This window comes from Halolamina sp. C58 (assembly GCF_051195095.1).
Classification (GTDB): Archaea; Halobacteriota; Halobacteria; order Halobacteriales; family Haloferacaceae; genus Halolamina.
Window position 1 is genome coordinate 1,677,641 of record NZ_JBNTJY010000001.1, and the last position, 18,192, is coordinate 1,695,832.

Sequence of the window (18,192 nt, forward strand, 5' to 3'; positions counted from 1 at the left end):
ACGAGGCTCGGCCGCCGGACCGTGACGGTCGCCGTCGATGGCGACGGTCGCTAGTGGGCGGCCATCTCTGAGAGGACGTTGACACAGTACACGCCGCCCAGGATGAGCAGGATTCCGACGGCACCGACCGGATCGACGGGTTCGTCGAAGACTACGACGCCGATCCCGGCGACACCGACGATGCCGAGGGCGGCCCACGTTCCGTACACGACGCCCACCGGGAGCTCTTCGAGCGTCAGGGAGACCAAGTAGAACGCGAGTCCGTACCCCACAACGACGCCGATGCTCGGCACCGGGTTCGAGAACCCCTCGGAGAGCTTGAGTGCGGTCGTTCCCACCAGTTCGGACACGATCGCGGCCGCGAGTATCACGTACGGGTTCACGACATCCCCGTCCGCGGGACCGGGAGTAGTTTTTCTGAAACGACGTGCCACTTGCAGGCGGTTATCCGCCCAGCGGTTCCGGCGCCTGCGGCGGGCAGCCACACGCGACGTGTGTACTAACTACTGGAGCGCGTAGTGCCCCCCGATGACGGCTCTCGGCGAACTCGGCCTCTCAAGCTACGAAGAAACGGTGTACCGGACACTCCTCGTGACTGGCGCAGCGACGGCGGCGGACCTCTCGGACGCCAGCGACGTGCCCAGGGGCCGGATCTACGACGTGCTCAACGGCCTCGAAGCCCGGCAGCTCGTTCGGACGCAGTCGACCGACCCGACGAGGTACGTCGCCGAACAGCCGGAGACCGTGGTCGGTCGCCTCCTCGCTGAGCGGGGCGCCGAACTCCGGCAGGAGTGGGCTCGGTACCGCGACGTCGCCGACGCCGTCCGATCGGATCTCCTCCCGCAGCCACCGGCCGACGCGAGTCTCTGGCTCGGGACGCTCGGCAGCGAGGAGATGCGGACGGCGCTTCGCGAGCACGTTCGGACGGCGAACTCGTCGGTTCACGCCGTTGTCGGCCCGCCCTACGAGGCGGCCCCGTGGGAGACGCTCGAACGGGAGGTCGACGCGTTCTTCGACGGCACGGCACCGGACGTGTCGGTGTCGCTGCTCGTGAGCGAGCAGCTCCTCGAAACCGCTCCCGAGGCGCTCCTCAACGCCACGACTGCTACCGCCGCGGCAGTCGAAATCAGAGTCCGCTCGGAGGTCCCCGTCTCCTTCGACGTGGTCGACCGTGCGGTAACGACGGTCGATATCCCACACCCCGGGAGCGTCGCGGATCGTATCGGCGTGATTGCCGTAACCGACGGCGACGTCGTCGAGGAGTTCGAACGCCAGTTCCAGCACCTCTGGAACGATGCCGTCCCGCTCGAGGAGTGAGCGGCCCCCGGACGGTGGCTATCATCGCTCCGTCCACTCAGCGCCAGTACGTCCGGTGTTCCTTCGCGGCCGGGGTCCCGTAGGTCTCCACCAGCGGCTCGCAGGCGTCGCCGAACGCCCGCATCGTCATCCGGGTCGAGACGCGGTCCAGATCCGCGGCCACCTCGTCCCACTCGCGGTTCTGGAGGACTTTCTCGACGAGTAAGCGCTCCTCGCCCGGCTCTAGGCCCGCGCTTCCGAGGATCAGCTCCCGCAACGCGAGTTCGGTGAACGCCGCCGGCGCGGCGTGGTAGCTCCCCATCCCGTTGGCGGCGTCGACGACGACCCGCCAGTCGCGTTCCGAGAGGCCCGGTTCCTCCGGCACCGCGCCGTCGTCGACCGCCCGCAGCGCCCGGCGGATCACGTCCGGATCGACGCCGGAGAGCGGCCCCGCGAGCACGCCCGGCGCGCGTTCGCGGAACCACTCGGCGTGGCGGCCGGCGAGGTCGGCGCCCACCTCGGTCAACGGTCGAACCATCAGCGCGGAGTGCTCGCCGCTGGCGTCGTTTTTCGTGGTCGAGAGGTGGACCGTCCGGTAGCCGTTCTCCCACCAGAAGTCGAGGAGTTCGGGGGTGGCGCCGTAGCCGACGCCCAGATAGTCCACCGTCTCACCTCGGAGGTCGGCCTCGCGCCCGTCATCGCCGGCGAACTCCGCTTCGATCTCCGAGAGCAGTCGCGAGCCGAGCCCGCCCGACCGGACGGCGTGGTGGGTCGCGATCCGCATCACTCGGTAGCCGACGGGGACGCCCCCCTCGCGATCGCGGAGTTGGCTGGTGAACACGTCCGGGAGCATGTTCCCGCGGATGCGGTCACCGCGGTAGACGCGCTCCCGTGTCTCGTCGCTCAGGCCCCCCTCCCGAGCGAGGAGGGCGATGCTCACGACCCGGCCCTCGTGCAGCAGCGCGCGGCAGGTGAGGTTCGGCGCGTCGAGCAGGCGTGCGAGATCGTCGGGTTCGGTGCGGTAGTGGGCGAGCACGAGCAGGCCGAACGCCTCCCGGAGCAGGTGTTCGTCCGCCAGCAGGCGCTCGGTGGTGAGTTCCTCGTAGCTGACCGTCCCGGGCGTCGCGTCGGCGACCAACTGATCGACCGGCGGCCGAGCGTCCAGCAACAGCGCGCGGAACGCCCACGACTCCACGGGGTCGCCGGCGGCGTAGCGGATCGGCTCGTCGAGGCGGACGTCGACCACCTCGCGCCCGGAGTCCGCGAGGCTCCCGCGGAAGCGCACGTCGAAGCTCCGGCCCGCCCCCTCGTAGCCGTGGACTGTCGTACAGAACGCGGCCGGCGGGCCGTCGAGGAAGCGTTCGAGCAGCGAGACGGGGAGCGCGGCCGCCTCGTCGACAATCACGGCGTCCGGGTCGCCGGGGAGGTCCGCGGCCTCCGGCGGGGGGGCGAAGCGAACGCGGCCGCCGGCGGCGGCGTCGACGCGGTTCTCCTCGGCGGTGACCAGTTCGCCGACTGCGTCGAGACGCTCCCGGGCGCGGGCGAAGATCTCGTCGGCGCCGCGACGCTCGGGCGCAGTCACGAGTACGTCCGCCCCCTCGCGGGCGAGCGCACCCGCCGCGAGCCCGGCGGCGCTTGACTTCCCGCGGCCGCGGTCCGCTTCGACGACGACGGCCGGGGCGGCGGCGTTCTCCTCCCGCAACGCTTCGAGTTCGTGGACCGCTTCCGCCTGATCGACCGTCTCGCAGGCGCGGTAGATGTCGTCGGCGAACGTCGCGTCTGCGGGCGGTTCGGGCGTTTCCCGGTGGCGGGCAGGGAACGGGTCGGTGAGTCCGTCGTCCCGAATATCGACCGCCTCGCTCCCCGGGCCGTCGTACTCCTCCCCGACCTCGCAGATTGCCACGCCCGGGTGAGCCCGGAGCGTCTCGACGAGCCGGCGGCGGAACTGCCCGTCAACGTCGTCGATCTCGAACGGCGGGACGGCGAGCGTCTCGTCGAACGCGTCGCGGCGCTCGGGCCAGTCGTCGAGATCCGGCGCGAGCAGGACGTACAGCCCGCCGCCGTCGACCGCGCCGACGGTGCGGCCGATCGCGTTGGGCGAGCACTCCTCGTGCGCGTCGAGGACGATGGCCTGCTGGGTCCGGCCGAGGAGTTCGCGGGACTGTCGCGGGCCGACGTACTCGAACGGCCAGTCGTCGGCAGCCGAGACGGCGGTGCAGTCCGGGATCGGCAGGTCGGCGGCCTCGACGGTGTCGACGGCCGCACGGCGGGTCGGGTCGGCGGAGCCGGAGAGCACGAGCAGGCGGCGTTCGTTCGCGCGGTCGGCCTCCGCGCGGAGGTCGGCGGCGAGCGAAGCGAGGGTCACGGGCGGCGTTCGCCCGCCGTCGGTTTGCCCGTTTCGGCCCGTGTCGGGCGCTGTCACGGTGCCGGCAGTTTGAACACGCTTTTACGTGGGGCTAGCGAATCGACGGTCGAAGCCTGTCAGGGGTTGATGATACTCCCCACCGTCAGGGACGCAGTTCCGGTGGGGCAGTCGAGCCCGCAGGCAGGACGAGGTACTACAACAATGCCAGTTTACGTCGACTACGAGACCCCCGCCGACCTCGCCGACCGCGCGCTCGACGCGCTCGAGGTCGCCCGGGACACCGGCACCGTGAAGAAAGGAACCAACGAGACGACCAAGGCCGTCGAGCGCGGGAACGCGGATCTCGTGTTCGTCGCCGAGGACGTCGAGCCCGAGGAGATCGTCATGCACCTGCCCGAACTCGCCGAGGAGAAGGGCATCGCGGTCGTCTTCGTCGAGACTCAGGACGACCTGGGTCACGCCGCCGGCCTCGAGGTCGGCAGCGCCGCCGCCGGCATCGTCGACGCCGGCGACGCCGAGGACGACGTCGAGGACATCTCCGAGAAGGTCGAGGAACTCCGGTAACCCATGAGCGCAGAAGAGGAGAACGGCACGGAATCGACGCCGGCCGAGGTGATCGAGATCGTCGGCAAGACCGGGATGCACGGCGAGGCGATGCAGGTCAAGTGCCGCATCCAGGACGGCTCGAACCAAGGTCGCATCATCACGCGGAACGTGCTGGGTCCCGTGCGGGAGGGCGACATCCTCCAGCTGCGGGAGACCCAGCGTGACGCCGACTCCATCGGAGGTGCCTGATGCCCCAGAACCGAACCTGTGACTACTGTGGCGACGACGTCGAGCCCGGCACGGGCACGATGTTCGTCCACACGAACGGCAGCGTCGTCCACTACTGCTCGGCGAAATGTGAGAAGAACGCCGACCTCGGGCGCGAGCCCCGAGATCTGGAGTGGACCGAGGAAGGCGGCGACCACGGCGTCGAAGCCGAGGCGGCCGCCGAGGAAGAGGAAGAAGAAGAGGCGACCGAGGAAGCGGAAGCGGCCGAGTCCGAGACCGAGGAGGTCGAGGAGGACGCCGAGGAAGCTGCCGAGGCCGACGCGGACGAGGACGCCGAATCCGAGAGCGAGGAGGCGGCCGACGACGAGGAGTCCGCGGCTGACGACGAGGAGGACGAGGAATGAGCGAGCGCGAGCGCACGTTCGTCATGGTCAAGCCCGACGGCGTCAAGCGCGGGCTGATCGGCGAGATCGTCTCCCGGTTCGAGCAGCGCGGCCTGAAGCTTGTCGGCGGGAAGTTCATCGAGATCGACCGTGAGCTCGCCGAGGAGCACTACGGCGAGCACGAGGACAAGCCGTTCTTCGAGGGCCTCGTCGAGTTCATCACCTCCGGCCCCGTCTTCGCGATGGTCTGGGAGGGCCAGGACGCGACCCGACAGGTCCGATCGATGGTCGGCGAGACCGACCCCGCCGAGTCGCCCGCGGGCACGATCCGCGGCGACCTCGGGCTGGACCTCGGGCGCAACGTCATCCACGCCTCGGACCACGAGGATCCGGGCTCGAACGAGCGCGAGATCGAGCTGTTCTTCGACGAGGCGGAGCTGATCGACTACGAGCGCCCCGACGAAGCCTGGCTGTACGAGTAACGCTTCGTCGTCCTTCCGTTTCTCTCGACCGGCCAGCGACGGCGCCGGAACCACAAACGCCTCGTGTCCGGGGACCGAACGGTTCGTGTATGCTCCTGAGAGCCATCACGTTCGTCGCTGGCGTCGCCGGCGCTGCCCTCCCCGAGAAGTCGATCGAGATCGGCGCGCGCTCGATGCTGGTCGGCTACGAGAACCCCGAAGACCTCGAACCCGAGGACTGGTACGTCGACGCCGTTCGGTACGCGTCGGTGCTGCTGGCCGTCGCCGCACTGATCGCGCCGTTCCTGCCGACGCCCAGCGACGGGGAGTCCGAGGACGGCGACACCGTCGAATCGGGGCCCGTCGTCGACGTGATCGAGTCGAGCGACGAGTAACGCAGACCCCGCCGTTCTGTCGTCTCTCAGTCGTCCGCAGTGGCCACGTCCCGCGCCGGCACGTCGATCTCGCCGGCGTCGAGAGCGGCCTCGACGTTCCGCGCGGCCGTCACGAGGTTCTCGGTCTTCTGGTAGGCCGCCTCGCGGGGGAGGAGTTTCAGTCCGCAGTCCGGCGAGATGGTGAGCTTCTCCGGGGGGACCACTTTCAGCCCCTCGCGGATGTTCTGCTCGATCTGTTCGACGCTCTCGACTTCGGCGGTGTGGGCGTCGACGACGCCGAGCGCGAGGTCGGGCGCGAAGTTCCCATCAGCGAACGTCTCGATCTGCTCGTAGTCGCCGTTGCAGAGTTCGAGGTCGACCTCGTCGATCGGGAACTCGTTGAGTTCGGGGTAGATCCGGGAGTAGTCGCCGTAGCAGACGTGCAGCCCCACGCGCACCTCGTCGGGCACGCCGTCGACGATGCGCTCCAGACAGCCGCCGACGATGGCGTGGTCGTCCGGCGTCGTCGCGAGCGCGGGCTCGTCGATCTGGATGTAGCGGGCGCCCGCCTCAACGAGCTTCTCGATCTCCTCGTTCACCAGGTCCGCGAGGTCGTACGCCAGCGCCTCGCTGTCGCCGTAGTGCTCGTCGAACGCCCAGTTCGCGAGGGTGTATGGACCGGTGATCGGCACTTTCACCGGGCGCTCGGCCACCTCGTCGGTGAACTCGAACTCGTCGACCAGCCACGGCTCGTCGTACTCGACTTCCTCGACGACGCTCGGTTTGTCGAAGTAGTTGTGGCCCCACACTTTCACGGGGCCGTTGAACTCGTAGCCGTCGATACGTTCCGCGAAGAACTCCACCATCTCGTTGCGGCGCATCTCGCCGTCGACCACCGTGTCCAGTCCCGCACGCTCGTGCTCCTCGGTGATGAGCCGGCAGGCGTCGTCGTGCGCCTCGTCGAGGTCGGCCTCGTCGAACGACGACTCGGGGTCGTCGACGAGGTCGTCGGCGCGGTTGAGCCACGTCGGCTTGGGGTAGGAGCCGACGACGCTGGTCAGCAGGAAGTGGTCGTGTGCGTGGTCGTCGGGGCGGAACTGCTCGCGGTTGTCGGCGTCGCGGGCCATCAGGCGCTCACCTCCGTCTCCGGCGCGATCTCGGCCGCCGCCGCGAGCACGGAGAGCTTCTCGCGGTACGTCGAGACGGGGAGGTAGGCGAGTTCGGTGTTCGGCGTGGCGTAGACGGTGTCGAACGTCTGACTGGGGATCTGCTCCTGCACCCAGTCGATCCGTTCGGCGACGGTTTCGGGGCTCTCGACGGCGGTGTTCTGCCCGTCGACGAGACCCAGCGAGATCGACTCTTTCGTGCCGAACTCCGTGACGTTGTACAGGTGGGCGTCGCGGTCGCCGGCGACGAAGTCGAAGCCGAACGCGTCGACGTCGGCGTCCATCAGGTGGGCGTACGTCTTCTCCTCGTGGGCGCCCCAGTAGCTCTGGAGCACCACGTCGGCGTCGGTCGCGGCGGCGACGGTGTCGACCGCGTCGCTGACGCGCTCGTTCTCGTCGTCCGCCGGCGGGTCGGTCACCAGCGAGGGGTCGAGCAGGAACAGCGTCTCGTGGGCCGGGAGCGCCTCGGCCTCGCCGGCGAGGAACGCCGCGATGGCCGCGAGGAACTCCGCCTCGTCCCCGTAGTGCTCGTCGGTCGCGAGTTCGGCGAGCGTGTAGGGGCCGGGGAGGACGGCCTGCAGGGAGTCGTCGTCTTCGAGCAGCCCCGTCGCCGCGTCGAGTTCGGCGGGGACGTCACCGCTGGCCGTGAGTTCGTCGACGACGCGGGGGTCGCGATAGAAGTTGTTGTTGTCGTAGTAGCGCACGATCCCACCCGCCTCCACGGCGTCGTGGACTGCCAGCGGGTGGGCGAGGAAGTCGTCCCAGCGACCCTGCCCCTCGACGATCCGGTCGAGGCCGGCCGCACGCTGATCCTCGATCAGCTCCTCGCGGACGCGCTCGTACGCCTCGCGGATCTCGGGCCCCTCGCTCCCGTCGACGAGGTCGCCTTTCTGATGCCCCTTCAGGTCCGAGAGCTCGTCTTTCGCCCAGTCGGGCAGCGGATACAGTCCCAGCGTGGTCGCGACTCGGTCGGTCATGGGGAGGCGTAACGGATGCAGTAGCTTAATAATTCCTATGCAGAAATGCCCTTGAGTAATTTCACCGTGCCGAGGTTTAGGCCCGCCGAAAGATCGCAACGACTATAGCTGTTTAGGCTAGCCAAAACATATGGCGAAACACGTCACGCGGCGGAAGCTGCTCGGAACGGGCGCCGTCGCCGGCGCTGGACTGCTCGCGGGCTGTGCGGGATCGACGTCGACGGACATACCGACCGACGGGGAGACGGCGACTGCGACGCCCGAGTCGGGGTACACGGTGACGATGGCGCCCGTCGGGGAGGTCGCGTTCGACGAGGTGCCCGAGAGCTGGCTGCCGTACACGGGCGACTACGCCGACATGGGCGTCGCGCTCGGGCAGGCCGACGGGCTGCGAGGGATCGGGCTCAAGGCGCGCTACGGTACCCACTACTACGACGAGCTGCCCGGCGTCGCCGTCGACGAAGAGGAGCTGACGGCGCTGTACGACGGCGGGACGGACAAGGAGATCTTCTACGAGGTCGGCGCCGACGTGCAGGTGATCGACCCGAACTTCATGATCAACCGCCTCGGCTGGGGGCAGGAAGACGTGACGGAGATCACCGAGAACGTCGGCCCGTTCGTGGGGAACACGACGTTCTCCCGGGCGTACGACTGGCACGACTACGAGTACTACTCGATGTACGAGGCGTTCGAGAAGATGGCCGAGCTGTTCCAGCAGCGAGCACGCTACGAGGCGTTCGCCACGCTCCACGACGAGGTGCTCGCCGACGTGCAGGAACGGCTCCCCGAGGAGCGGCCCGACGTGGCGCTGCTGTACCCCGCCGGGATCCCGCCGGAGTCGTTCTACCCCTACCTGATCGGCGAGGGGACGCAGGCCAAGCAGTGGCGCGATCTGGGCGTCGGCGACGCGCTCGCCCAGCACGGGATCACCGACGCGCAGGCCGGCGGCGGCGAGATCGACTTCGAGACGCTGCTGGAGATCGACCCCGACGCGCTCGCGGTCCGCCTGCAGGGCGAGATCACCGAGGAGTACTTCGACGAGAACGTCCGCAAACCGCTGGAGAACGACGACGTCGCGAGCGACCTCACCGCGGTCCAGAACGACCGCGTGATCTACGGCGGCCTGACCTATCAGGGGCCGATCATCCACCTGTTCCAGCTCGAATCCGCCGCACAGGGGCTCTACCCCGAGGAGTTCGGCGGCGAGCAGCTGTTCGACCGCGAGCGCGTCGCGGACATCGTGACCGGGGAGTTCGATGCCTGAGGCTGCCGACGCGCCGGACCGGGACGTGGTCGTCGTCGGCGGCGGCCCGAGCGGCACCGGGGCCGCGATCTTCACCGCGCGGTACGGCCTCGACACCGTCGTCTACGACCGTGGCAACGCCGCGCTGGCCCGCGCGGCGTTCGTCGAGAACTACCCCGGGTTCCCCGGCGGGATCGATCCCGAGACGCTGACGGCGCTGCTCCACGACCACCTCGACGCCGCCGGGGCGACGCGGGTCGCCGACCTCGTCGAGTCCGTCGAGCGTGACGGGGAGCAGTTCCGCGTCGAAACCGCCGACGGGGAGACGGTGACGGCGCGGTCCGTCGTCGCCGCCGCGTGGTACGACGCGTCCTACCTCCAGCCGCTCGACGACGGGGGGATGTTCGAGACCGAGGAGCACCACGGCGAGGAGCGCGAACAGCTCGATCGCGACTTCCCGAACGCCGACGGCTCCACGGCAGTCGAGGGGCTCTACGTCGCGGCGCCGACCGAGCAGCGCAACGCGCAGGCGATCACCGCCGCCGGCCACGGCGCCCACGTCGCCCGGACGCTCCTACAGGATCGCCGGGAAGCGGAGGGGCTGGCCGGCGAGGTGGCGCCCGTCTACGACTGGCTGCGGCCCGAGAGTGAGTTCAGCGGCGACTGGGCCGAGCGCGAGCGCTGGCGGGAGTGGTTCGAGAACGAACTCGGCGACACCGATGCCGACGAGGCCGAGATCGATCGACTTCGGGAGCGCTACATCGACCGTGCGTTTGACACCGCCCGCTCGCCCGCGGAGATCGAACGGCTGCGCTACGAGGGCCACCGGCGGCTCGCGGGCCACCTCGACACCGAAGCGGTGCTCGACGCCGTCGACAACAGCGAGATCGAGGCGTACCTCGACGGACGCTGACGGTCAGCGGCCGGCCAGCCAGCCGGCGACGAGCAGGAGGAGAAACAGCGCCGAGAGCACGAGAAGGACCGTTCGCTTCGAGACGCGGCGGCCGGTCGCGGGGGCGACGGCCGCCCGTAGCCGGGCGAGGATTCGTCGACACGTCCTCATTCGGTCATCTCCGGGGTCGTCGGGTTAGATCGGGGGAATGCCGCCGTTCGGCCCGCGATCGAGCCTACTGGACGGTCTCCGGCTGGCTGTTCTCGCTCGAAGTCCAGTTGGCGTTCGAGGAGTACGGGCCGCCGGTGGGGATCGACACCGAGGGCTGCTCGCCGCCGGCGCTGGCGTTGAAGCCGAAGCCGTAGGCGTTCCCGCCGGTTTCGAGTTCCGACCGGGGGACGCTGACGAACGCCTGCGAACCGAACCTGACGGCGGTGAACCCCGAGGGGAGCGCCGACCAGCCGGCGGCGGTGTCCTTCGCCCACGCGGGCGCGCTGGTGACCCCCGAGTAGTGGAACGCGTCGTTGCCGTCGACGTTCCAGGCCACCTGGAAGTCGTACGTGCCGTCGTCCTCCACGTCGAACGGCAGCGAGAAGTTCGCGCTCGCGAAGTTCGGGTCCGCGAGGCTGTACTGGCTGCCCGCGGGCTCGTCGAACGTGATCGCGTAGACCACGTGCTCCTCGCCGTAGGCTACGTCGACGTGAGCCACACCGTTGGGGATGGGCTGGGCGATCCCGTCGGGGTTGACGTAGTTGGCGCTGTAGGCGGCGTCGACGCAGGGGTTGAGCGTCCCGTCGTTGTGCCGGGCCTGCTCGGCGTAGAACTCGATGTCGAACGCGACGGAGTCCGTCTGGACCTCGTTGCCGACCTCGGGCGGCAGTTCCCACTCGAAGCAGAGACACGTCTCCGCGGTGTGGGTCTCGTCGTCTACGCCCTCGAAGGTGGGACGGTTCGCGACGGGCGCGTCGGCGTCGCCGTCGCCGGCGAGGGGCACCCCGGCCGCGAGCACCGCCATGACCTCCGCGAGCGACCCCGAGACGATCTCGTCGCCGATCACGGTGGTCGTCTCGCCGTCGCTCTCCTGCTCGGTGCAGTAGGAGATGGTCACCGTCATCGCGTCGGCCAACTGGCCGCCCGCGGGGATCGAGTCGTACTGCTGTTCCAAGGCGTCCTGCTCGGGCTCGGTCGTCCCGTTCTGGGCGTTCTCGGTCAGCGCGCCGCAGATCCAGAGGTAGGCGGGGTTGTCGACGATCGAGAAACAGAACTCGCCCTCGCCGGAGTCACCCGGCTTCAGGTCGGTGACTTGGATGCTGATGGGCTCGCCGTCGCCCCCGCCCACGACGTTGCCGTCGATGAACGTCCCCGGGGGCGTGCTGTACTGTGCGTAGCTGCCCTGATCCTCCGAGTAGTCGACGTGGACGAACAGGTCGAGGTCACCCGCCTCGAGGCTGTTGCCGGTGAACGATTCGGTGTCGGTGAAGTACGCGGTCGTGCCGAGCCCGGCGCCCGCGCTCGCGAGCCCGATGGCTCCGACGCCGCCGAGTACCTTCCGTCGGGACAGTCTGATGGAGTTGTCGTCGGTCATGATTGATCTCCGAACGGGGCGGGGTCGCCGTCGACCGTCGACCCCGATCGGTTACTGCTCCCCTGTCGCCGGACGGGATTAGTTACGAGTCGCCACGCCGCGAGCGAACGTGGAGTTCGGAACGGCCGATCCGCGGACAGGGAGACGCTGTCGGCGAGGTACGGTGTTCGTACCGGCCGACGAGCGGGGAGAGAGAAAACGAGCGACGGCAGCTACTCGTCGGGGCGGAAGTGACACGCGACGGTTCGACCGTCCGCCGCGGCCGAGCGGGGCTCCCCGCCCGACTCTCGCTCGACGAGTTCGGGGTCCGCGGCGACACAGCGGTCGGCCGCCTCGTCGTCGAGGCGCTCGCGCAAGTGACACCGCGGGTGGAACCGACAGCCTTCGGGGGGGTCGGCGGGGTCCGGCGGCGAGCCCGGGAGGTGGATCCGCTCGTCCGGTTCGGGCTCGGCGCGGACTCTGGGGACGCTCGACAGCAGCGCCTCCGTGTAGGGGTGGGCCGGGTCGTCGAGGACGGTTCCGAGGTCGCCGAGTTCGACGAACTCACCGAGGTACATCACCGCCACGCGATCGGCGAGCTGCCGGACGACGCTCACGTCGTGGCTGATCAGCAGGTACGTCAGCCCGCGCTCGGCCTGTAGCTCTCGCAGGAGCTCCAAGATGCCGGCCCGGACGCTCACGTCGAGCGCGGAGACGGGCTCGTCGAGGACGAGCAGGTCGGGGTCGAGCGCGAGCGCGCGGGCGATGCCCACGCGCTGGCGCTGCCCGCCCGAGAGCTCGTGGGGGAACGCGTCGTAGTGCCGTTCGGGGTCGAGCCCGACCGTCTCGAGCAGATCCCGGACGTACGCCGCCCGGTCGCCCTCGCGCTCGTCGTGGATCACCAACGGCTCGGCGACGATCCGGCCGACGGTCATGCGCTCGTTCAGCGTCGAGAACGGGTCCTGAAACACCATCTGGACCCGGCGGCGGAACGCCTTGTCGACGCCGTCGGCGAGGGAGTCCCCGTCGAAGATCACCTCCCCCGTCGTGGGCTCGTCGAGCCCGATCACCGTCTCCGCGAGCGTCGACTTCCCGCAGCCCGACTCGCCGACGACTGCCAGCGTCTCGCCGCGCTGGAGGTCGAAGCTCACGCCGTCGACCGCCCGAACCGCCCCGGTCTTGCGCTTGAGGATCCCCGACCGGACCGCGTAGTGACGCGTGAGGCCCCGAACCGAGAGCAGGGGGTCGGTCATTCGTCCACCTCCTCGTTCCACTCGATCGACGCGACCGCCGAGCGGTCGTAGTCGTCGCCCGGATGCGCGTCGGTGTAGGCGTAGCAGGTCGCCTCGTGGCCGGCGTCGCTCCCGCCGCCCACGGCCGCCTCGTCGGCGCCGTCCGCGAACCGGACCGTCGGCGGCGCCGCGCCGTCACAGAGCCCCGCCTCGGCCGCGGGACAGCGCGGGTGGAACCGACAGCCGGCGGGCGGGTCTTCGAGGCTGGGCGGCGCGCCGCCGATCGGTTCGAGGTCGCGGCGCTCGTCCACGTCGGGGACGCTGCGGAGGAACGCTTGCGTGTAGGGGTGGCGGGGGGAGCCGAGCAGCTGTTTCCGGCTGCCGCGCTCGACGATCCGGCCGGCGTACATCACCATGATCCGCGAACAGAGCTGGGAGACGACGCCGAGATCGTGGCTGATCAGCAGCAGCGACATCTCCCGTTCGGCGACGAGCTCGCGGAACAGGTCGACGATGCCGGCCTGCACGCTCACGTCCAGCCCCGTCGTCGGCTCGTCGGCGATCAGCAGGTCCGGCTCGCCGGCGAGCGCCATCGCGATCACCGCGCGCTGGGCCATCCCGCCGGAGTACTCGTGGGGGTAATCCCGGAAGCGACCTTCGGGATCGCCGATCCCGACCTCTTCGAGCAGATCGACCGCCTCGGCGCGGGCGGCCTGCTTCGACAGATCGCGGCTCGCGCGGACCGCCTCGACGATCTGGGCGCCGACGGTTTCGGTCGGGTCGAACGCCGCCTCGGCGTTCTGGAACACCATCCCGATCCCCGACCCCCGGACCGAGCGGAGGGTTCGCTGCGGGGCGTCGATCAGTTCCTCGCCGCGCCACTCGACCGATCCCTCGACCCGCCCCTCGTCGATCAGCCCGACGAGCGAGCGCACGGAGACGGACTTCCCGGCGCCGGACTCGCCGACGATCCCCAGCGTCTCGCCCGTCCCGAGAGTGTAGCTGATCCCGTCGACGGCGACCAGCGGGTCGCGGCGGCCGAACGTCGTACGGAGGTTCTCGACCCGGAGGAGCGGCTGGTCGTCCGCCGCGTCGTCGCGTCCGTCGGGAGTGGGGGTGTCAACCATCGTGAGTCACCTGTTGGGGTCGGTTCGGGGGTCGAGCACGTCGCGCAGGCCGTCGCCGAGCAGATTGAACCCGAGGACGGCGACCACGATCGCGACGCCGGGGAACACGCTGTACCACCACTCGCCGCTGTCGACGTACCCCTTGCCGACCCGGAGGATCGACCCCCACGAGGGCCGGGGCGAGGGGACGCCGACGCCGAGGAAAGAGAGCGACGATTCGAGCACGATCGCCAGCGCGGCCGTCACGGTTGCCTGCACGAGGATCGCCGAGAGGCAGAACGGCAGGACGTGGACGAGCACGATCCGGAGGTGTGAGGCCCCCAGCGAGCGCGCGACCCGGACGTGCTCCTCCTCGACGACGGAGACGGCGCTGCCGCGGGTGACGCGGGCGAACTGCGGGATGTAGACGATCCCCAGCGCGGCGACGATGTTGGTCAGCGACTGCCCGAACACCGCGACGAGCGTCAGCCCGAGCAGGATCGCGGGGAACGCGAAGATCGAGTCCATCAGCCGCATCAGCGCGTCGTCGACGCGGCCGCCGACGTAGCCCGCGACCAGCCCGATCGGGACGCCGACCACGCCCGCGACCAGCGGGGTGGCGACGGCGACCTGCAGCGCGATCCGGGCGCCGTACAGCACTCGCGAGAACAGGTCCCGGCCGTAACGGTCGGTGCCGAACGGGTGGGCGAGGCTGGGGCCCTGCAGGCGCGCGGGCACGTCGACGGCCGCGGGGTCGTACGGCGCGAGCACGGGCGCCAGCAGCGCGAGCAGCAGGAACGCCGCCGTGACGACGAGCCCGCCCATCGCGAGGGTGTTCCGGCGGAAGCGTGCGGCGAACGCCCGGCCGCGGCGGCGGAGTGGCGAGTCCGGCCGCTCGGCCGCGGTGCCGTCGGTGGCGGCGTCGCGCTCGCTCATTGTTCACCCCGCAGCTTCGGGTTCAGGTAGAAGTACGCGCCGTCGACGACGATGTTGACCGCGACGAAGAACGTGGTGTAGACGAGCACGACGCCCTGGAGGGTGATGTAGTCCCGGCTCCCGATCGCGTCGATCAGCAGCCGCCCCATCCCGGGGATCGAGAACACCTGCTCGATCACGACCGAGCCGCCGAGCAGGTAGCCGAACTGCATCCCGATCACCGTCACCACGGGGATGAACGCGTTCTTCGTCGCGTGGGCGAGCACCCGGAGCTCGCTCGTCCCCTTCATCCGGACGGCGTCGAGGTACTCCCGGCGCAGCTCTTCGAGCAGCTCCGAGCGCAGCATCCGAGTGACGACGGCGGCCATCGCGGTGCCGAGCGTGATCCCCGGCAGGAGCAGATATCTGACCCCCTCGATCGGGTCTTCGAGCGGCGAGACGTAGCCCGCGACGGGGAGCCAATCGAGGTTGACGCCGAACAGCAGCAGGAGGAGGATCCCCAGCCAGAAGTTCGGGATCGAGACGCCGAGCAGGCCGAAGCCGAGGCCGACGCCGTCGAGCCACTCGCCGCGGTTCGTCGCGCTCAGCAGCCCCGCAGGGATCGCGATCGTCAGCGACACCAGAAACCCCGCGAGCGTGAGAAACAGCGTGGTGGGGAGGCGGGACGCGATCGCGGCGCTGACCGCGCGGTCGGTGACGTACGAGTGGCCGAGATCACCCCGCAGCGCGTCGGTGACGTAGTCGACGTACTGCACGGGCAGGGGGTCGTTCAGCCCGAGTTCGGCTCTGACGGCGGCGAGCTGCGCCGGCGACGCGTCGGCGCCCAGCATCACGATCGCGGGGTCGCCGGGGACGAGCCTGATCAGGCCGAAGATCGTCACCGACACCAGCCCGAGCACCGGCAGCGCCCAGAGCAGCCGCCGGATCAGGAACGCCTGCAGCCGTGAGACCATCGCCCTCGTCGCTCACTCCCCCTTCCACATCGTCCAGTAGCGCGTGTACGGCAGCAGCCACGGCTGAATCCCGTACACGTTCGAGCGCAGCCCGGAGATGCCGTCGGCGCGAGCGACGGAGATCCACGGGCAGTTCTTGTTCACCAGTTTCTCGAACTCGGTGTACGTCTCGACGCGGGCCGCCTCGTCGGTCTCGCTGCGCCCCCGCTCTAAGAGTTCGTACATCCGCTCGGCGTCGGGCTGGTCCTCGCCGTAGTGGTTGTACTGGGCGCCGTCGGGGTGGATGAACCCGTAGTAGTGCCGGTCGGGGTCGATCTTGAACGGGACCGAGAACGCCATCGCGCCGAAGTTGCCGCCGACGAAATCGGAGAGCTGGGTCGCCCACTCCAGCGTCTCGGTCTCGGCGTCGATGCCGGCCTCGGCGAGCTGGGCGACCAGCAGGTCCGCGGTGGTCTCCATCAGCCCGTAGCGGGAGTTGGTCTTGATCGTCAGCGTCTCCCCGTCGAGGGGGTTGCCCGCCTCGTCGAGGATCTCGCGGGCGCGCTCGGGGTCGTGGGTGCGCCGGCTGTCGCCGAGGTCGTAGTGCCAGATGCTGTCCTCGGCGTAGGGCTGCCACGCCGCCTGCCCGTAGCCCGAGACGGCCGCCTCCACGATCGCCCCGCGATCGATCGCGTGGGCGACCGCGCGACGGACCGCGGGCTCGTCCCACGGCGGCTGGCTGCAGTTGATGTGGACCTGCCCCCACTCGGTCCCCTGCTGGCGGGAGAGCTTCGTCTCGTCGTCGTCGCGGAGCGTCGCCGCGTCGCTGCCGGAGACGCCGCGGACCATGTCCACGTCGTCGCCCCGCAGCGCGGCGACGCGGGAGTCGGCGTCGGGGATGGGGGTGATCTCGACGGCGTCGAGCAGCGGGGTGTCCGCGTCGCGGTAGTCGTCGAACGCCGCGAGGGTGAGTTGCTCGCCGGGCTCGTGCTCCTCGAACCGGAACGGGCCCGTCCCCACGGGCTCCTGGAAGTCGCCGAGCTCGCCGCCCTGTGCCTCGACGGCCTCCTCCGGAACGACGACCCACGGGACGCGCCCGAGGAAGCTGAAAAAGGGTGCGAACGTCTCCGCGAGGGTGAAGGTGACCTCGTACTCGCCGGTCGCCTCGACGGACTCGACCGCCGAGAGGTCCGCGCCCATCGCCGCCTCTTGGTTCATGCGCTCGAAGGAGTACACCACGTCCTCGGCGGTCATCCCTCGGTCGACGGGCGGGTGGAAGCGGGCGTCCTCCGTCAGCGTGAACGTGTACGTGCGGCCGTCGTCGCCGATCTCCCAGTCGGTCGCGAGCCGGCCCGCGGGCGCGCCGTCCTCGAACGTGATCAGCGTCTCGCAGACGTTGAACACGACGACCCACGACACCACGCTCTCGGTCTGGTGGGGGTCGAGCCCCGTGAGTTCGGACTCGAAGCCGACCCGGAGGGTACCCCCCGACTGTGGGCCGCCCTCGGGGGTCGACGCCGACTCGGTCACGGACGGCACGTCGGTGTCGTCGGTGGGGGTGCCGTCGCCGCCGGTACAGCCGGCCATCGCTGCCGCCGCCGCGCCGCCGACCGCCGAGAGGAACGTTCGGCGGCCGGTCGCGGTGTCCTCGCCCTGCATTACTGGATACGGAGCGGCGGGGCGGGTAAAGCTTCCACGGTACACACACGGCGCGGGCGGTTGGCTAGCGACGTTCGGCGGCGGCACGCCGCCGACCCCGGGACTCACGGTGTCGGGGCGCGAACGCGCGGGCATGAACGAGACGGTTCCCGTGACTGTCTTCGACGGCGACGACCGCGCGACGATCCATGTCGAGCGCGGGCGGACGCTCCGGGACGCGCTGCGCGAGGCGGGGTTCGAGGTGTACGGGCGCGTCTCGAAACACGCCAACTGCGGCGGCCGGGGGCTGTGTGGGACGTGTGGGGTGGAAATCGAGGACGGCCCGGCGCCGACGCACTGGCACGACTCGGCAGCTGAACGGTTCGGGTATCCGCGGCTCTCGTGTCGGATTACGGTGGAAGGAGCGATGACGGTGCGGCTGGTGGAGAAGGTGATGTGGGGGCAGTTACTGCCTGATTCGTCGGGGAGTGACGAGTCGTAGTGTGGGGTAGTAGGCTCGTCGCTATTGCCCCTCGTCGTTGCGCCGTCAGAAAGTGGGTTGGGGCGGATTCTGAACCACGGTCGTTCCGCTCGCGGTGCTCGCTCCACTCCCTGCTTCAAATCCGCCGTGAACCGCATTTACGGCGGCACGGTTCCTCGAGCCGCTCGCTACGCTCGCGGCTCATCGTCAAGGGTGCCGCCGAAAAGTGGGTTGGGGCGGATTTGAACCGCCGGCCTCCTCCATGTCAAGGAGGTGTCATAACCGGACTAGACTACCAACCCGACCGGGCTTACTTCGCACCCTATCTACCGCGCGGGTTTAGTTGAAGGTTTCGAAAGTCGACTCCGGCAG

20 protein-coding genes and 1 tRNA gene are annotated in these 18,192 nt (G+C 69.8%); 9 read left to right on the forward strand and 12 right to left on the reverse strand.

Annotated elements, in window-relative coordinates; genetic code table 11:
* Window positions 1-50: 50 nt before the first annotated feature.
* The gene (locus ACQUSM_RS08765; RefSeq protein ID WP_435118311.1) at window positions 51-383 is read right to left on the reverse strand and encodes a DMT family transporter; all 333 of its coding nucleotides are present in this window, start codon (window positions 381-383) and stop codon (window positions 51-53) included.
* A 145-nt stretch (window positions 384-528) separates the two neighbouring features.
* On the opposite strand from ACQUSM_RS08765, the gene ACQUSM_RS08770 reads away from it, so the two are divergent.
* Complete coding sequence (locus ACQUSM_RS08770) at window positions 529-1,317, forward strand: TrmB family transcriptional regulator (RefSeq protein ID WP_435117798.1); 789 nt, start codon at window positions 529-531, stop codon at window positions 1,315-1,317.
* 37 nt (window positions 1,318-1,354) lie between these two features.
* Here ACQUSM_RS08770 and tmcA read toward each other — a convergent pair whose 3' ends face one another.
* Window positions 1,355-3,661 (reverse strand): tRNA(Met) cytidine acetyltransferase TmcA, encoded by a 2,307-nt coding sequence (tmcA, locus tag ACQUSM_RS08775; protein WP_435117800.1) that lies wholly within the window; start codon window positions 3,659-3,661, stop codon window positions 1,355-1,357.
* A gap of 201 nt (window positions 3,662-3,862) precedes the next feature.
* Between tmcA and rpl7ae the strand changes: the two genes are divergently transcribed.
* The 5 genes from rpl7ae to ACQUSM_RS08800 all read left to right on the forward strand — a co-directional run bounded on the left by rpl7ae (window position 3,863) and on the right by ACQUSM_RS08800 (window position 5,674).
* Window positions 3,863-4,225, forward strand: coding sequence for a 50S ribosomal protein L7Ae (gene rpl7ae, locus ACQUSM_RS08780; RefSeq protein WP_053947091.1), 363 nt, complete (start codon window positions 3,863-3,865; stop codon window positions 4,223-4,225).
* 3 nt (window positions 4,226-4,228) lie between these two features.
* Window positions 4,229-4,456, forward strand: coding sequence for a 30S ribosomal protein S28e (locus ACQUSM_RS08785; protein ID WP_053947090.1), 228 nt, complete (start codon window positions 4,229-4,231; stop codon window positions 4,454-4,456).
* Window positions 4,456-4,839 (forward strand): 50S ribosomal protein L24e, encoded by a 384-nt coding sequence (locus ACQUSM_RS08790; protein WP_435117803.1) that lies wholly within the window; start codon window positions 4,456-4,458, stop codon window positions 4,837-4,839. The genes ACQUSM_RS08785 and ACQUSM_RS08790 overlap by 1 nt, the downstream gene beginning before the upstream one ends.
* On the forward strand, window positions 4,836-5,300 hold the full coding sequence (ndk, locus tag ACQUSM_RS08795; protein WP_435117805.1) for a nucleoside-diphosphate kinase: 465 nt from the start codon (window positions 4,836-4,838) through the stop codon (window positions 5,298-5,300). Before ACQUSM_RS08790 ends, ndk begins: the two co-directional genes overlap by 4 nt.
* 89 nt (window positions 5,301-5,389) lie before the next feature.
* On the forward strand, window positions 5,390-5,674 hold the full coding sequence (locus ACQUSM_RS08800) for a hypothetical protein (protein WP_435117807.1): 285 nt from the start codon (window positions 5,390-5,392) through the stop codon (window positions 5,672-5,674).
* 26 nt (window positions 5,675-5,700) lie between these two features.
* On the opposite strand, the gene ACQUSM_RS08805 is transcribed toward ACQUSM_RS08800, so the two are convergent.
* Window positions 5,701-6,780 carry a methionine synthase gene (locus tag ACQUSM_RS08805; RefSeq protein ID WP_435117809.1) on the reverse strand — a complete coding sequence of 360 codons (1,080 nt, stop codon included), beginning with the start codon at window positions 6,778-6,780 and terminating at the stop codon, window positions 5,701-5,703.
* Window positions 6,780-7,796 (reverse strand): 5-methyltetrahydropteroyltriglutamate--homocysteine methyltransferase, encoded by a 1,017-nt coding sequence (locus tag ACQUSM_RS08810; protein ID WP_435117811.1) that lies wholly within the window; start codon window positions 7,794-7,796, stop codon window positions 6,780-6,782. The genes ACQUSM_RS08805 and ACQUSM_RS08810 overlap by 1 nt, the downstream gene beginning before the upstream one ends.
* Window positions 7,797-7,926: 130 nt before the next feature.
* Between ACQUSM_RS08810 and ACQUSM_RS08815 the strand changes: the two genes are divergently transcribed.
* Together ACQUSM_RS08815 and ACQUSM_RS08820 are read left to right on the forward strand one after the other, a co-directional pair.
* Window positions 7,927-9,060: an ABC transporter substrate-binding protein gene (locus tag ACQUSM_RS08815; RefSeq protein ID WP_435117813.1), complete on the forward strand. Its 1,134-nt coding sequence runs from the start codon at window positions 7,927-7,929 to the stop codon at window positions 9,058-9,060.
* On the forward strand, window positions 9,053-9,952 hold the full coding sequence (locus ACQUSM_RS08820) for an NAD(P)/FAD-dependent oxidoreductase (RefSeq protein ID WP_435117815.1): 900 nt from the start codon (window positions 9,053-9,055) through the stop codon (window positions 9,950-9,952). The genes ACQUSM_RS08815 and ACQUSM_RS08820 overlap by 8 nt, the downstream gene beginning before the upstream one ends.
* Window positions 9,953-9,955: 3 nt before the next feature.
* Here the strand turns inward: ACQUSM_RS08820 and ACQUSM_RS08825 are convergent, their stop codons facing one another.
* The 7 genes from ACQUSM_RS08825 to ACQUSM_RS08855 all read right to left on the reverse strand — a co-directional run bounded on the left by ACQUSM_RS08825 (window position 9,956) and on the right by ACQUSM_RS08855 (window position 17,360).
* On the reverse strand, window positions 9,956-10,102 hold the full coding sequence (locus ACQUSM_RS08825; RefSeq protein WP_435117817.1) for a hypothetical protein: 147 nt from the start codon (window positions 10,100-10,102) through the stop codon (window positions 9,956-9,958).
* Between the two features lie 64 nt (window positions 10,103-10,166).
* Complete coding sequence (locus ACQUSM_RS08830) at window positions 10,167-11,516, reverse strand: SipW-dependent-type signal peptide-containing protein (protein ID WP_435117819.1); 1,350 nt, start codon at window positions 11,514-11,516, stop codon at window positions 10,167-10,169.
* Between the two features lie 212 nt (window positions 11,517-11,728).
* Window positions 11,729-12,748, reverse strand: a complete 1,020-nt coding sequence (locus tag ACQUSM_RS08835; RefSeq protein ID WP_435117821.1) for an ABC transporter ATP-binding protein — start codon at window positions 12,746-12,748, stop codon at window positions 11,729-11,731.
* Window positions 12,745-13,854, reverse strand: a complete 1,110-nt coding sequence (locus tag ACQUSM_RS08840; RefSeq protein ID WP_435117823.1) for an ABC transporter ATP-binding protein — start codon at window positions 13,852-13,854, stop codon at window positions 12,745-12,747. The genes ACQUSM_RS08835 and ACQUSM_RS08840 overlap by 4 nt, the downstream gene beginning before the upstream one ends.
* Window positions 13,855-13,860: 6 nt before the next feature.
* On the reverse strand, window positions 13,861-14,769 hold the full coding sequence (locus tag ACQUSM_RS08845; RefSeq protein ID WP_435117825.1) for an ABC transporter permease: 909 nt from the start codon (window positions 14,767-14,769) through the stop codon (window positions 13,861-13,863).
* On the reverse strand, window positions 14,766-15,722 hold the full coding sequence (locus tag ACQUSM_RS08850) for an ABC transporter permease (protein WP_435117827.1): 957 nt from the start codon (window positions 15,720-15,722) through the stop codon (window positions 14,766-14,768). Before ACQUSM_RS08850 ends, ACQUSM_RS08845 begins: the two co-directional genes overlap by 4 nt.
* Window positions 15,723-15,734: 12 nt before the next feature.
* On the reverse strand, window positions 15,735-17,360 hold the full coding sequence (locus tag ACQUSM_RS08855) for an ABC transporter substrate-binding protein (RefSeq protein ID WP_435117829.1): 1,626 nt from the start codon (window positions 17,358-17,360) through the stop codon (window positions 15,735-15,737).
* 133 nt (window positions 17,361-17,493) lie between these two features.
* On the opposite strand from ACQUSM_RS08855, the gene ACQUSM_RS08860 reads away from it, so the two are divergent.
* Complete coding sequence (locus ACQUSM_RS08860) at window positions 17,494-17,841, forward strand: 2Fe-2S iron-sulfur cluster-binding protein (RefSeq protein ID WP_435117831.1); 348 nt, start codon at window positions 17,494-17,496, stop codon at window positions 17,839-17,841.
* Between the two features lie 206 nt (window positions 17,842-18,047).
* On the opposite strand, the gene ACQUSM_RS08865 is transcribed toward ACQUSM_RS08860, so the two are convergent.
* Window positions 18,048-18,122: transfer RNA gene (locus ACQUSM_RS08865), tRNA-Val, on the reverse strand.
* Window positions 18,123-18,192: the final 70 nt, after the last annotated feature.

What these genes read in the sequence shown, in the direction of transcription:
- ACQUSM_RS08840 (WP_435117823.1), bottom strand. Translation starts at nt 13,854, where the DNA reads ATGGTTGACACCCCCACTCCCGACGGACGCGACGACGCGGCGGACGAC.
- ACQUSM_RS08845 (WP_435117825.1), bottom strand. Translation starts at nt 14,769, where the DNA reads ATGAGCGAGCGCGACGCCGCCACCGACGGCACCGCGGCCGAGCGGCCG.
- ACQUSM_RS08805 (WP_435117809.1), bottom strand. Translation starts at nt 6,780, where the DNA reads ATGGCCCGCGACGCCGACAACCGCGAGCAGTTCCGCCCCGACGACCAC.
- ACQUSM_RS08825 (WP_435117817.1), bottom strand. Translation starts at nt 10,102, where the DNA reads ATGAGGACGTGTCGACGAATCCTCGCCCGGCTACGGGCGGCCGTCGCC.
- ACQUSM_RS08820 (WP_435117815.1), top strand. Translation starts at nt 9,053, where the DNA reads ATGCCTGAGGCTGCCGACGCGCCGGACCGGGACGTGGTCGTCGTCGGC.
- ACQUSM_RS08800 (WP_435117807.1), top strand. Translation starts at nt 5,390, where the DNA reads ATGCTCCTGAGAGCCATCACGTTCGTCGCTGGCGTCGCCGGCGCTGCC.
- rpl7ae (WP_053947091.1), top strand. Translation starts at nt 3,863, where the DNA reads ATGCCAGTTTACGTCGACTACGAGACCCCCGCCGACCTCGCCGACCGC.
- ACQUSM_RS08855 (WP_435117829.1), bottom strand. Translation starts at nt 17,360, where the DNA reads ATGCAGGGCGAGGACACCGCGACCGGCCGCCGAACGTTCCTCTCGGCG.
- ACQUSM_RS08815 (WP_435117813.1), top strand. Translation starts at nt 7,927, where the DNA reads ATGGCGAAACACGTCACGCGGCGGAAGCTGCTCGGAACGGGCGCCGTC.
- ACQUSM_RS08785 (WP_053947090.1), top strand. Translation starts at nt 4,229, where the DNA reads ATGAGCGCAGAAGAGGAGAACGGCACGGAATCGACGCCGGCCGAGGTG.
- ACQUSM_RS08830 (WP_435117819.1), bottom strand. Translation starts at nt 11,516, where the DNA reads ATGACCGACGACAACTCCATCAGACTGTCCCGACGGAAGGTACTCGGC.
- ACQUSM_RS08770 (WP_435117798.1), top strand. Translation starts at nt 529, where the DNA reads ATGACGGCTCTCGGCGAACTCGGCCTCTCAAGCTACGAAGAAACGGTG.
- ACQUSM_RS08835 (WP_435117821.1), bottom strand. Translation starts at nt 12,748, where the DNA reads ATGACCGACCCCCTGCTCTCGGTTCGGGGCCTCACGCGTCACTACGCG.
- ndk (WP_435117805.1), top strand. Translation starts at nt 4,836, where the DNA reads ATGAGCGAGCGCGAGCGCACGTTCGTCATGGTCAAGCCCGACGGCGTC.
- ACQUSM_RS08850 (WP_435117827.1), bottom strand. Translation starts at nt 15,722, where the DNA reads ATGGTCTCACGGCTGCAGGCGTTCCTGATCCGGCGGCTGCTCTGGGCG.
- ACQUSM_RS08860 (WP_435117831.1), top strand. Translation starts at nt 17,494, where the DNA reads ATGAACGAGACGGTTCCCGTGACTGTCTTCGACGGCGACGACCGCGCG.
- ACQUSM_RS08810 (WP_435117811.1), bottom strand. Translation starts at nt 7,796, where the DNA reads ATGACCGACCGAGTCGCGACCACGCTGGGACTGTATCCGCTGCCCGAC.
- ACQUSM_RS08790 (WP_435117803.1), top strand. Translation starts at nt 4,456, where the DNA reads ATGCCCCAGAACCGAACCTGTGACTACTGTGGCGACGACGTCGAGCCC.